Origin of the sequence: Novilysobacter viscosus (genome assembly GCF_046600715.1) — a bacterium.
GTDB lineage: Bacteria > Pseudomonadota > Gammaproteobacteria > Xanthomonadales > Xanthomonadaceae > Lysobacter_C > Lysobacter_C viscosus.
Genome location: NZ_JBJMAV010000009.1, coordinates 1 through 11,892 on the forward strand (window position 1 = coordinate 1; position 11,892 = coordinate 11,892).

General features: G+C 72.6%; 10 protein-coding genes. 9 read left to right on the forward strand and 1 reads right to left on the reverse strand.

Translation table 11 applies throughout. The features are described 5' to 3' along the window. The first annotated feature begins 43 nt into the window (after nucleotides 1-43). The 4 genes from ACJQWL_RS12085 to ACJQWL_RS12100 all read left to right on the forward strand — a co-directional run bounded on the left by ACJQWL_RS12085 (nucleotide 44) and on the right by ACJQWL_RS12100 (nucleotide 4,717). Nucleotides 44-814 carry a lysophospholipid acyltransferase family protein gene (locus ACJQWL_RS12085; protein ID WP_411300932.1) on the forward strand — a complete coding sequence of 257 codons (771 nt, stop codon included), beginning with the start codon at nucleotides 44-46 and terminating at the stop codon, nucleotides 812-814. A 97-nt stretch (nucleotides 815-911) separates the two neighbouring features. Further along, entirely contained in the window at nucleotides 912-1,907 is a 996-nt protein-coding gene (locus tag ACJQWL_RS12090; protein WP_330969655.1) for a YheT family hydrolase, read from the forward strand. A 70-nt stretch (nucleotides 1,908-1,977) separates the two neighbouring features. Continuing rightward, nucleotides 1,978-4,062 (forward strand): tetratricopeptide repeat protein, encoded by a 2,085-nt coding sequence (locus ACJQWL_RS12095; RefSeq protein WP_330969656.1) that lies wholly within the window; start codon nucleotides 1,978-1,980, stop codon nucleotides 4,060-4,062. Nucleotides 4,063-4,090: 28 nt separating this feature from the next. Beyond that, a complete protein-coding gene (locus tag ACJQWL_RS12100) occupies nucleotides 4,091-4,717 on the forward strand; it encodes a YbhB/YbcL family Raf kinase inhibitor-like protein (RefSeq protein WP_330969657.1) in 627 nt (208 codons plus the stop codon). Nucleotides 4,718-4,902: 185 nt separating this feature from the next. Here ACJQWL_RS12100 and ACJQWL_RS12105 read toward each other — a convergent pair whose 3' ends face one another. Next, nucleotides 4,903-5,730, reverse strand: coding sequence for an undecaprenyl-diphosphate phosphatase (locus ACJQWL_RS12105; RefSeq protein WP_330969658.1), 828 nt, complete (start codon nucleotides 5,728-5,730; stop codon nucleotides 4,903-4,905). Nucleotides 5,731-5,882: 152 nt separating this feature from the next. Here ACJQWL_RS12105 and zwf point away from each other — a divergent pair, with 152 nt between their 5' ends. Genes zwf through eda form a run of 5 tightly spaced genes read left to right on the forward strand, consistent with a single transcriptional unit; the run spans nucleotide 5,883 to nucleotide 11,618 of the window. Beyond that, nucleotides 5,883-7,349: a glucose-6-phosphate dehydrogenase gene (zwf, locus tag ACJQWL_RS12110; protein ID WP_330969659.1), complete on the forward strand. Its 1,467-nt coding sequence runs from the start codon at nucleotides 5,883-5,885 to the stop codon at nucleotides 7,347-7,349. A 4-nt stretch (nucleotides 7,350-7,353) separates the two neighbouring features. Beyond that, nucleotides 7,354-8,058, forward strand: a complete 705-nt coding sequence (gene pgl / locus ACJQWL_RS12115) for a 6-phosphogluconolactonase (protein ID WP_330969660.1) — start codon at nucleotides 7,354-7,356, stop codon at nucleotides 8,056-8,058. After that, the gene (gene edd, locus ACJQWL_RS12120) at nucleotides 8,058-9,956 is read left to right on the forward strand and encodes a phosphogluconate dehydratase (protein WP_330969661.1); all 1,899 of its coding nucleotides are present in this window, start codon (nucleotides 8,058-8,060) and stop codon (nucleotides 9,954-9,956) included. Before pgl ends, edd begins: the two co-directional genes overlap by 1 nt. Continuing rightward, a complete protein-coding gene (gene glk / locus ACJQWL_RS12125) occupies nucleotides 9,949-10,968 on the forward strand; it encodes a glucokinase (RefSeq protein ID WP_330969662.1) in 1,020 nt (339 codons plus the stop codon). Before edd ends, glk begins: the two co-directional genes overlap by 8 nt. Continuing rightward, nucleotides 10,968-11,618 carry a bifunctional 4-hydroxy-2-oxoglutarate aldolase/2-dehydro-3-deoxy-phosphogluconate aldolase gene (gene eda / locus ACJQWL_RS12130; RefSeq protein ID WP_411300925.1) on the forward strand — a complete coding sequence of 217 codons (651 nt, stop codon included), beginning with the start codon at nucleotides 10,968-10,970 and terminating at the stop codon, nucleotides 11,616-11,618. Before glk ends, eda begins: the two co-directional genes overlap by 1 nt. Nucleotides 11,619-11,892: the final 274 nt, after the last annotated feature.

Here is an 11,892-nt window from a genome sequence, read left to right on the forward strand (position 1 = left end):
CGCCGGCGCGGCCGCGCCGCACCGCGACCCGGCCGCCCGTGCCCTGCGTTACCTGGTCCGCGTCCCGATGCTCGTGTGGCACCTGCTGGTGCACCTGCCGCTGACCCTGCTGCTGATCACCCCGTTGACCGCGGCCATGCGCCTGGGCGGGGACGAGGGGCTGGACCACCGCGTGATCCGCGCCTGGTCCGCAGGGCTGATGCGGGTGTTCGGTTTCCGCCTGCGCAGGGTCGGGACGCCCTTGCCGGGCGGGGTGATGTTCGTGGCCAACCACGTCAGCTGGATCGACATCGAGATGCTGCACAGCCAGCGGATGATGGGGTTCGTCGCCAAGCGCGAGATCTCCCAGTGGCCGGTGGTGGGCTGGATGGCATCGCGCGCCGAGACCATCTTCCACGCCCGCGGCAGCACCGAGTCGCTGGGCGGCGTGCTGCACGAGATGCTGGCCCGGCTGCGCGAGGGACGCGCGGTCGGCGTGTTCCCCGAGGGCGGCACCCGGGGCGGGGACGAGATCGGCCCGTTCCACGCGCGCATCTTCCTGGCCGCGGTCGAGGCCGGGGTTCCGGTGCAACCGGTGGCGCTCAAGTACGGCGATGGGGGCAGCGCGCAGTCGGTGGTCGCCTTCGGGCCCCGCGAGAACTTCGTGGCCAATTTCTTCAGGCTGCTGGGCGAGCCGGCGCGCGTGGCCGAGGTGCATTTCCTCCAGCCCATCCTGCCGGGGCAGGCCGAGGGCCGGCGCCGCATCGCCGAGCTGGCCCGGCAGCGGATCGTGGAGGCGATGGGGATGTCGCCGGACGCAGCAGCCGGGGACTAGGCGGCTCGCAGTCGGACCGCGGACTGCGTTGCCGTCCGTACCGCGCGCGCCCGGATGACAAGATCGACCATTCCCCATTCCCCATTCCCGGCCCTCGATGCTCACCGCCGCCGACTACCAGCCACCGCGCTGGCTTCGCAACGCCCATGTGCAGTCCGTACTGGGTTCCAGCCCCTTGCGCCGCCGGCAGGGCGAGCTCCGCCTGGCGGCCACCGGCGCGCGGACCACGGTGCACCTGGTGGATGCAGGCGACGGGGTGCGGCTGCAGGGCCTGCACAGCACCGTCCCCGGGCGCGAACCGCGGGGTCTGGCGCTGCTGCTGCACGGCTGGGAGGGCAGCGTCGATTCCAGCTACATGTGCCTGACCGCGGCGGAGCTGCTCAAGCGCGGCTTCGAGGTGTTCCGGCTGAATTTCCGCGACCACGGCGACACCCACCACCTCAACGAAGCGTTGTTCCACTCCAACCGCATCGACGAAGTGGTACGCGCGGCGTGTGCGGTCGCCGACCGGTTCGGGCGGCGCCCGCTGGTGGTGGCGGGGTATTCGCTGGGCGGCAATTTCGCGCTGCGCCTGGCATTGCGCGCGCGTGCGGCGGGATTGCCGCTGGCCCACGTCGCCGCGGTCTGCCCGGTGCTCGACCCGTCGCGCACCATGGAGGCGATGGAGCAGGGCGTCCCCCTCTACCTGTGGTATTTCGAGCGCAAGTGGCGGCGCTCGCTGGCACGCAAGCGCCAGCTGTTCCCCCGCCACCACGACTTCGACGACCGCACCCTGGGCCTGCGCATGCGCGCGCTCACCCAGTGGATGGTCGAGCGCCACACCGATTTCGGTTCACTTGACCGCTATTTCGACGGCTACTCGATCGCCGGCGACCGCCTTTCCGCGCTGGACGTGCCGGCCAGCATCCTGATGGCCGCCGATGACCCGGTGATCCCGGTCGAGGGCTTCCACGCGCTTTCCCTGCCCGCCTCGACGCGGCTGGAAATCGCGCCGTGGGGCGGGCATTGCGGCTTCCTGCTCAGCGCCAGGCTGGACGGTTTCGCCGAGCGCTGGGTGGCCGAGCGGCTGGTGGCGGTCGCGGCCGCGCCCTAGGGCCGGCTTCGGGCAGCCCCGGCGGGGCGCCAGTACAATCGCCGGTTCGACCCGAGAACCGAGTGCCCGAGTGTCCGACCACGCCCCCACGATCGATGCGCTGCGCCGCGGCGCCGCCCCCGAAGCCCTGGCCGCCGCCCGCGAAGCCGTGGCCGCGCAGCCCGACGACGCCACCGCCCAGCGCATGCTGGCGGCGGCACTGCGCCTGTCGGGCGAGATGGATGCCGCGCTGGAGGCGATCGACCGCGCCATCGAGCTGACCCCCGACGACCCGGGGCTGCACCTGGAGCGCGCCGGGCTGATGCTGGACGGTCGCAAGCTCGACGAGGCCGAGGCTTCGCTGGCGCGCAGCATCGGCCTGGATCCCAACCAGTTCCCCGCCTACATCATCCAGGGCCAGCTGGCGCTGGGCCGCGGCGACCTGGACGAGGCCGAGCGCCTCGCCCGCACCGCCGCGCGCATCGCCCCCGACCATCCGCAGGTCGCCGCGCTGGAAGGCAGCCTGGCGGTGCGCCGCGGTGATGCCGATCGCGGACTGGCGCTGCTGGGCACGGCGGCCGAGCGCCATCCCGACGACATGCAGGTGCGCCACGCGCTGGCGTTCGCATACCTCGCCAAGGGGCACTTCGCGTTCGCCGAGCAGGCGTTCCGCCAGTTGCTTGCCAAGCAGCCGCGGTCGCGTTCGCTGCGTTTCATGATCGCCGACCTGCTGCGCCGGCAGGGCCGCCCCGCCGAGGCCGCCGACGAACTGTCGCCGCTGCTGGACGACCCCGCCGCCACGCCCGGGCTCAAGCGGATGGTCGGGCAGGCCGAACTGCAGGCCGGGCGACCGGAGCGCGCGCTGCCGCTGCTGAAGGACGCATTGGCCGCCAAGCCCGACGACCGGGCCACGCTGGTGGCGCTGGTGGACACATGGCGGCGGCTGCCCGAGGCCGGGGATGATGCCCGCAACACCCTCGACGCCGCGCTGGCCACCCACCCCGGCGTCGACGCGCTGTGGCGCGCGCGGCTGGTCTTCGAGCCGTTCGCCGGCGATGCCGCACGTGCCGTGGTCGAGCGCTGGCAGGCGGCCATGCCCGACCACGTGACGGCACTGGAGGCGATGGCCACCATCCACCGCCAGGCAGGCGAGCAGGACGCGGCCGAAGCCGTCGCGCGGCGGATCGTGGAGCTCCAGCCCGGCCATACCCAGGCCGAACTGCGGCTGGTCGACAGCCTCATCGGCCGTGGCGACCACGACGGTGCGATCAGCCGGGTGCGCTCGCTGGTTGACCAGGCCCAGGACGAGGCCGCACGCGCAAACCTGCGGCAGCTGCTCGGACGCGTGTACGACCTCGCAGGCCGCCATGACGATGCGGCCACGCTGTGGACCGGACTGCAGGCCGAAAAGGCGCCGCGCGGCCTGCCGCTGCCCGCACACGCCGGCGCGACCGGCGAGCTCCCCGAGCCGGTGCAGGCGCCAGAGGGCGCGGCCAGCGTGCTGTTCCTGTGGGGCGCGCCGGGTTCGCTCGTGGAGCGTATCGGCACCACGCTCGCCCTGGCCCGTGCACCGCTCCAGCCCGATCGTTTCAGTTCGGCGCCGCCACGCGATGGCCTGCAGCGCATCGACACGGTGGGTCGCCTCGAGGACGGCAGCCTGCCGGCCGCCGAGCTGGCCCGGTCCTGGCGCGACGCCCTGCCGTCGCGCAAGCTGACCGGGCCGCACGTCATCGACTGGCTGCTTTGGTGGGACAACGCCCTGCTGCCGGTGATGCGCGCGCACCTGCCCGAAGCCGAGTTGATGATCGCCATCCGCGACCCGCGCGACATGCTGCTGGACTGGTTGGCGTGGGGTTCCCCGGCGCCGTACGCGATGACCTCGCCCAAGGAGGCCGCCGACTGGCTGGCGGTGTCGCTCGGGCAGGTCGCCGATCTGCACGAGAACAACCTGATGCGCCATCACCTCATCCGCATGGATGCCATCAGCGACGATCCCGCCGCAGTGTCGCGGGCGATTGCCGAAGCACTGCAGGCCACGGTCCCCGACCCGGGTCCCGGTTCGCTCGGTCCCGCGCGCTTCGCCGCCGGCCACTGGCGCGCGTATGCCGAGCCGCTGGCCGAGGCCTTCGCGGTGCTGACGCCGGTTGCACGGCGCCTGGGCTATCCAGAGGCCTGACCCGACACCCAGCGCACCCGGAGGCGCCATGCAGATCCGCAGCGACAGTTTCGACAACGGCCAGCCCCTGCCGCCCGAGTTCGCCGCCGGGCGACGCGAGGGCGACGGCGTGGGCTTCGGCGCCAACCGCAACCCGCACCTGGCCTGGAGCGACGTGCCCGAAGGCACGCGCTCGTTCGCGCTGCTGTGCATCGACCCCGACGTGCCGACGGTGGGCGAGATGGTCGGCAAGGCGGGGGTCGAGATCCCGGTCGACCAGGTCCGCACCGACTTCGTGCACTGGGCGATGGCCGACATCCCCGCCGACGTCCGCGACATTGCTGCAGGCAACTGCAGCGATGGCGTGGTGCCGCACGGCAAGCAGGATCCGGCCGGTCCGGAAGGCGCGCGCCAGGGCCTGAACGACTACACCGGCTGGTTCCAGGACGACGACGACATGGCCGGGCAGTGGCGCGGCTACGACGGCCCCTTCCCGCCACCCAACGACCTGCGCCTGCACCGCTATTTCTTCCGCCTGTTCGCACTGGACGTTGCGTCGCTGGAACTGCCGGCGGACTTCACCGCGGGCGACGTGCAGCGCGCGATGCAGGGCCACGTGCTGGCCGAGTGCGCGATCCACGGCACCTACTCGCTGCACCCGAAGGTCGGCGGTTGATCCTGCAGGACGCCGCGTGCCGCAGCACCCGCGCGCAGGGTTTCGTGGGGTCTGTCATGCAGCAATCGCAGACCCCAGAGACAACGCAACCCAGCCACCTTTGTAGGAGCGACGTGAGTCGCGACGGCGCACCCGGTGCGCCATGACGGTCGCGACTCACGTCGCTCCTGCAGGAAGGCGGCCGCTCAGACCCCCGCCGGCAACCACAGCAGCAACGCCACGCCCAGCACGATGCGGTAGATCGCGAAGGGCGTGTAGCGGTGCTGCCTGATGTAGCCCAGCAGCCAGCGCACCGCGACGAAGCCGGTCGCCGTGGCCGCGGCGAACGCCAGCCCCATCTCGCCCCAGGCCTCGCCGCCGGTGCCCGATTCCAGGAAATGCTCCAGCAGCGCGTAACCGCTGGCGGCGAACATCGTCGGGATGCCGACCAGGAACACGAACTCGGTCGCCGCCGAGCGCTTGCCGGTGCCGGCCAGCATCGCCATGAAGATCGCCGCCGCCGAGCGCGAAGTGCCGGGGAACACGCCCGCCACCACCTGGGCCAGGCCGACCAGCACCGCCACCGTCCAGGTGACATGGGCCGAGTCCCCGCGCCGCTCGGCGATGCGCTCGGCGAACAGCATCCAAACGCCGCCCAGGATCAGCGCCCAGGCGACCGGCGAGACCGTGTCGGGAAGCTCCCAGCCCATCAGCCGGACCGGCAGGCCGACCGCCGCGGTCACCGCGAAGGCGGCGGCGATCTTCATCAGGTAGTCGCGGTTGACCGGGTCGCGCAGGCCGGTGGCCAGCGCCCACAGCCGTTGCCGGAACACCAGCGTGATCGCCACGATCGCGCCGGCCTGGATGACGATGTTGAACAGGTCCGAGCGCTCGCCCAGCCAGTGCTGCGCGATCAGCAGGTGGCCAGTGCTGGAGACCGGCAGGAACTCGGTCAGCCCTTCGATGATGCCCAGCAGCAGGGCGGCCAGCAGGTCATCGACGGGGCCGGCGGGAACGGTCGTGGCGATCGGCATGCGCGGGGTGCTGGACTCGGGGCTGCCTAGGATAGGCGATGGCGTCGCCTCCCCAGTCCGCGTCCACGCCGCTGCGCGGGCGCCCATGCAAACGTATGCAGGCCCAGCGCCGCGCCGGCCCGGTTTAGGCTGGCCGTCCAACCGGAGCGACCATGACCGCCAGCACCGCCCACACCGCGCAGTTGCTTACGCTGTTCGGCGCCACCGGCGACCTCGCCGGACGGATGCTGTTCCCCTCGCTGTACGGACTCCAGGCCGAGGGGCTGCTGCCCGAGCGGCTGCGCATCCTCGGCAGCGCGCGCAGTGAACTGGACGATGCCGCCTTCCGCGAACTGGTCGCCCAGTCGGTGAAGCGCCACGCCCCCGATGGCGAGTGCCGCGAGGATGCCCTGCGCGCGCTGCTGGAGCGCATCGAATACCGCGCCGCCCCGCTCGACGACGCCACTTCGATGGCGTCGCTGGTGGAGGCGATCGACGCACGCCGCGACGGCGACGTGCTTTGCCACCTCAGCACGGCGCCGCGCTGGTACGGCGCGGTGTGCGACGCGCTTGCCAACGGCGGCCTGGCCGGTGCCGGTACCCGGGTGATGCTGGAAAAACCCATCGGCCACGACCTGTCCAGCGCCATCGCCATCAACGACGCGGTCTCGGCGGTGTTCGACGAGTCGCAGGTGTTCCGGGTCGACCACTACCTGGGCAAGGAGGGCGTGCAGAACCTGCTGGCCCTGCGCTTCGGCAACGCGCTGTTCGAACCGCTGTGGAATGCGCGGCACATCGCGCAGGTGCAGATCACCGTGGCCGAGACCGTCGGCGTGGAGGGGCGCGGCGACTACTACGACACCGCCGGCGCGGTTCGCGACATGCTGCAGAACCACCTGTTGCAGCTGTTGTGCCTGGTGGCGATGGAACCGCCATCGCAGTTCGAGCCCACCGCGGTGCGCAACGAGAAACTCAAGGTGCTGCGCTCGCTGCGCCCGATCGGCGCGGCCGAGGTCGCCATCGAGACCGCCGCCGGGCAGTACACCGCCGGCGCCATCGACGGCGTCGCGGTGCCGGGCTACGCACAGGAGCTGGGGCGTGCCAGCGGCACCGAGACCTTCGTCGCCATCCGCGCCCACGTGGACAACTGGCGCTGGTCGGGCGTTCCGTTCTACCTGCGTACCGGCAAGCGCCTGCCGCACCGCCGCACCGAGATCTTCATCCAGTTCCGGCAGGTGCCGCACTCGATCTTCGGGTCCGCGCCGATCGCGCCCAACTCGCTGTTGATCGAGCTTCAGCCCGACGAGCACATCAGCCTGCGACTGATGAGCAAGACCCCCGGGCTGGACCGCTCGGGCCTGCAGCTGAGCAAGGTCACGCTCGACCTGGACATGCAGGACGAATTCGCCGCGCACTGCCGCCGGCCCGCCTACGAGCGCCTCTACCTGGACGCGCTGGAAGGCAACGGCACGCTGTTCGTGCGTCGCGACGAGACCGAGGTGGCATGGCGGTGGGTAGATGCGATCCGCGCCGGTTGGCGCGACGCCGGGCTGCAGCCGCGCAGCTATCCGGCCGGCACCTGGGGCCCCGCCGCTGCGCTGACCCTGGGCGAACGCCACGGCCACGGCTGGCGGGAGTAGCGCGATGGCCTGGGTGCAGCACGACCATGTGGATGCTGCAGCGCTGGCGAAGGCGCTGGCCGACTCGCTGCACCGGCAATGCCAGCGCGCACTCGCGCAACGTGGCCGGGCGTTGCTCGCACTGGCCGGTGGCAGCACGCCGCTGCCGGCGTACCGCGCCCTGGCCGGCGTCGCGCTCGACTGGCGCAGTGTCACCGCGATGCCCACCGACGAGCGCTGCGTGCCGCACGAGCACGCCGCCTGCAACCTGCGCGCACTGCGCGCGGCGCTTGCCGCGGCGCCGGGCGTCACGCTGGAATCGCTGACCGCCCCCGACGGCACCTGCGCTGCGTCGCTGCCCGCTGCCCGCGCGATGCTGGCCCGGCATCCGGCCGCGTTCGATGCGGTGCTGCTGGGCATGGGCGAGGACGGCCACACCGCTTCCCTGTTCCCGGGTGCGCACGGCCTGTGCGCCGCGCTCGATCCGACCCTGTCGCACGCGGCCGTGCGCATCGACCCCGAGCCGGCGCCGCCCGACGCCCCGTTCGCGCGCATCACCCTCACCGCCTCGCGCCTGCTGCACGCACGCTGCGTCATCCTCGCCCTTACCGGCCAAGCCAAGCGCGCGGTGCTGGAGCAGGCACTGGCCGGCAACGACCAGCAGCGCCACCCGGTGGCCGCGATCCTGCACGCCCCCGGTTCCACCGTGCACGTCCACTGGAGTCCGTGATGCCGCTGCACCCCACCGTCAACGCCGTCACCGCCCGCATTGCCCGCCGCAGCCGCACCCTGCGCGGCGATTACCTCGCCCGGATGGACGCCGCGCGCCACGCGTTGCCGGCACGGAGCCGCCTGGGCTGCGGCAACCTCGCGCATGGCTTTGCCGCATCCGGCCCCGACAAGCCGCACCTGCGCGGTGCCAGCGGCGGCAACCTGGGCATCGTCACCGCCTACAACGACATGCTCTCCGCGCACCAGCCGCTGGAGCCCTACCCGACGCTGATCCGCGCCGCCGCGCGCGCAGCCGGTGGCAGCGCGCAGGTGGCCGGTGGCGTGCCGGCAATGTGCGACGGCGTCACCCAGGGGCGCGAGGGCATGGAACTGAGCCTGTTCTCGCGCGACACCATCGCCCTGGCCACCGCGATCGCCCTGTCGCACGACATGTTCGACGGCGCTCTGCTGTTGGGCGTGTGCGACAAGATCGTGCCTGGGTTGCTGATCGGCGCGCTCAGCTTCGGCCACCTGCCGGTGGTGTTCGTGCCGGCCGGGCCGATGACCTCCGGCCTGCCCAACCGCGAGAAGGCCGCGGTGCGCCAGCGCTACGCCACAGGCCAGGCCAGCCGCGAGGAACTGCTCGAAGCCGAGTCCGCCAGCTACCACGGTCCCGGCACCTGCACCTTCTACGGCACCGCCAACTCCAACCAGATGCTGCTCGAGGTGATGGGCCTGCACGTTCCCGGCACCGCGTTCGTCAACCCCGGCACCGCGCTGCGCGACGCACTTACCGTGGCCGCGACCGAGCAGGCGCTGCGCATCACCGCGCTGGCCGAAGGCGCGGGTGGCGAGGGCGCGCCGTCGACCTACCGCCCGCTGGCCCGCACCGTCGACGAGAAGGCGATCGTCAACGCGATGGTCGGCCTGGCCGCGACCGGCGGCTCCACCAACCACGCCATCCACCTGGTCGCGGTGGCACGCGCGGCCGGGTTGCTGATCGACTGGGACGACCTGGACGCGCTGTCGCGGGTGACCCCGCTGCTGGCGCGCATCTACCCCAACGGTGCTGCGGACGTGAACCACTTCCACGCCGCCGGCGGCATGGGCCGGGTCATCACCGAGCTGCTCGATGCCGGCCTGCTGCACGAGGACATCGCCTGCGTGCACGGCGGCAGCCTGCGCCAGCAGGCGATGGAGCCCTACCTGGACGATCTCACCCTGCGCTGGCGCGACCCGCCGCCGGCATCGCTGGATCCCGACGTGCTGCGCGGCGTGGCCGACCGTTTCGATGGCGAAGGCGGGTTGCGGCGGCTGCAAGGCAACCTGGGCCGCGCGGTGGTGAAGGTGTCGGCGGTGGCCCCGGAGCACCGCGCCATTGACGCCCCGGCGCGCGTGTTCGAGTCGCAGGACGCGGTGCTGGCCGCGTTCCAGGCCGGCGCGCTGGCGGGGGACTTCGTCGCCGTCGTGCGCGGCCAGGGGCCCCGCGCCAACGGCATGCCCGAACTGCACAAGCTGATCCCGGTGCTGGGCGTGCTGCAGGACCGCGGCCAACACGTTGCGCTGTTGACCGACGGCCGCATGTCCGGCGCCTCGGGCAAGGTGCTGGCGGCGATCCACCTGTCCCCGGAAGCCGGCGACGGCGGCCCCATCGCGCGGCTGCGCGATGGCGACCGGATCCGCATCGATGCCGAAGCCGGCGGCCTGGAGGCGCTCGTCGATCCCGCCCAGTGGGCGTCGCGGGCTGCCGTGCCGCCCGATGCATCGCACGCCCACACCGGCATTGGGCGAGAACTGTTCGGGCTGATGCGCGCGGCCACCGGGACTGCCGAGCAGGGTGCCTGCAGCCTGTTCGCGCCGCTCCCCGACGCGGTCCTGGACGACATCGCCGCGGCCCGGGAGACCGTGGGTGGCTGAGCGCCCCGGCAGCCTCGACGAGTTGGCGCTGATCGCCGACATCGGCGGCACCAACGCGCGCTTCGCCCTGACCGACGCCGCACCGGTGCCGCGCATCCTGCATTCGCGCGCGCTGCGCAACGCCGACTACGCCAGCCTGCAGCACGCGGCGGAGGCCTACCTCGACGACATCGGCGCACGACCGCGTCGCGCTGCGATGGCGCTGGCGTGCCCGGTGCACACCGACGAGATCCGGCTGACCAACCGCGCCTGGTCGTTCAACCGCGACGAGCTGCGCGCCGCGTTGGGATTGGACGAGCTGCACCTGCTCAACGACTTCGGCGCGGTGGCCTGGTCGGTGCCGGCGCTGGCAGCGGACGAACGCGCCCACCTCTATGGCCCGGTGCAGGCCGATCTGGCCGGACCCGCCAGTGTGCTCGGGCCGGGCACGGGGTTTGGGGTTGCGCTGCTGGTGGGCGATGCGGCGCGCGGCTGGCAGGCGGTGGAAACCGAAGGCGGGCATGTCAGCTTCGCGCCGATCGGCGACGAAGAACACGCACTCGCGCGGTGGATGAACGCACGCCACGGCCGCACGTCCTGGGAGCGGCTGCTGTCGGGCAGCGGTCTGTCGTCGATCGACGCGGTGTTGCGCGGGATCGATGCCGGGGTCGACGTGGGGACCCCGCACCTGGCACTGGCACCGCGCGAGCCCTCGGCGGTGGTGGCGGCAGCGCTTGACGGCCATGACACGGTCGCGCGGCGCGCGCTGGCGCGGTTCTGCGCGATCCTGGGGAGCGTGGCGGGCGACGCGGCGCTGCTGCACGGTGCGCGCACGGTGATGATCGCCGGCGGCATCATCCCTCGGTTCATCCCGTTCCTGCGCAGCAGCGCATTCCGCGAGCGGTTCCTGTCCAAGGGGCGCTTCGCCGCCTACCTGGAGTCGGTATCGGTGCAGGTGGTGACCCACCCGCACCCCGGGCTGCTCGGCGCCGCGGTGGCGCTGCGGCTGCCTCAGAAAGTGGAGACGGCCTGATGTGGACACCTGATGGAAATGCCGCCCGGGTCGACGGCCTGTTCGCGCGCGCCCCGGTGCTGCCGGTCCTGGCGATCGCCCGGCTGGACGATGCGGTGCCCCTGGCCCGGGCACTGGTCGAGGCGGGCCTGCCGGTGCTGGAGGTGACCCTGCGTACCGACTGCGCGCTCGCGGCAATCGCCCGGATCGCGCGCGAAGTGCCCGGCGCGATGGTGGGCGCAGGGACCGTGCTGACGCCCGAGGACCTGATCGCGGTGGCCGACGCCGGTGCGGCGTTCGCGATTTCCCCCGGCGCCACGGAGCCGCTCTACGCCGTGGCGCGCGAAGCGTCGCTGCCGTGGATTCCCGCGGTCGCCACGGCCAGCGAGGCCATGGTCGGCCTGGACCACGGCCACATGCGCTTCAAGTTCTTCCCCGCCGAAGCCGCCGGCGGTGTCGCAGCGCTGAAGGCACTTGCCGGGCCGTTTCCGCAGCTGCGGTTCTGCCCCACCGGCGGCATCGATGCCGCCAGTGCACCGCGCTATCTGGCGCTGTCGAACGTGGCCACGGTCGGGGGGTCGTGGATGGTGCCCGCCGAGGCCGTGGATGCGCGCGATTGGGGTCGGATCGGCGCCCTCGCCCGCGAAGCGGCCGCGCTTCGCGCGCCCTGACCCCGCCGCGCCGATCGCGATCGCGCACGCCGGCGTGCCATAGCGGCGTCAGCCACGACGGCGGAAACCGAACCACCGCGCACCCGCATCTGGGGGTAGGAGCGACGTAAGTCGCGATCACGCTCGCCGGCGTGCCAGGACGGTCGCGACTCACGTCGCTCCTACAGGTGGGAGGCGAGGACGGCCCCCCGGCTGGAGCGGTTCCTGTACCGGCGCTCCAAGGCCCATCTGGTAACGCCGCGCCAGCGCCCGGCTGTCGGTAGGAGCGGCGTCA

Bases quoted from the DNA above. Each gene is read 5' to 3' on its own strand.
- ACJQWL_RS12090 (WP_330969655.1), top strand. From the start codon at position 912: ATGCTCACCGCCGCCGACTACCAGCCACCGCGCTGGCTTCGCAACGCC.
- ACJQWL_RS12100 (WP_330969657.1), top strand. From the start codon at position 4,091: ATGCAGATCCGCAGCGACAGTTTCGACAACGGCCAGCCCCTGCCGCCC.
- ACJQWL_RS12105 (WP_330969658.1), bottom strand. From the start codon at position 5,730: ATGCCGATCGCCACGACCGTTCCCGCCGGCCCCGTCGATGACCTGCTG.
- zwf (WP_330969659.1), top strand. From the start codon at position 5,883: ATGACCGCCAGCACCGCCCACACCGCGCAGTTGCTTACGCTGTTCGGC.
- pgl (WP_330969660.1), top strand. From the start codon at position 7,354: ATGGCCTGGGTGCAGCACGACCATGTGGATGCTGCAGCGCTGGCGAAG.
- edd (WP_330969661.1), top strand. From the start codon at position 8,058: ATGCCGCTGCACCCCACCGTCAACGCCGTCACCGCCCGCATTGCCCGC.
- eda (WP_411300925.1), top strand. From the start codon at position 10,968: ATGTGGACACCTGATGGAAATGCCGCCCGGGTCGACGGCCTGTTCGCG.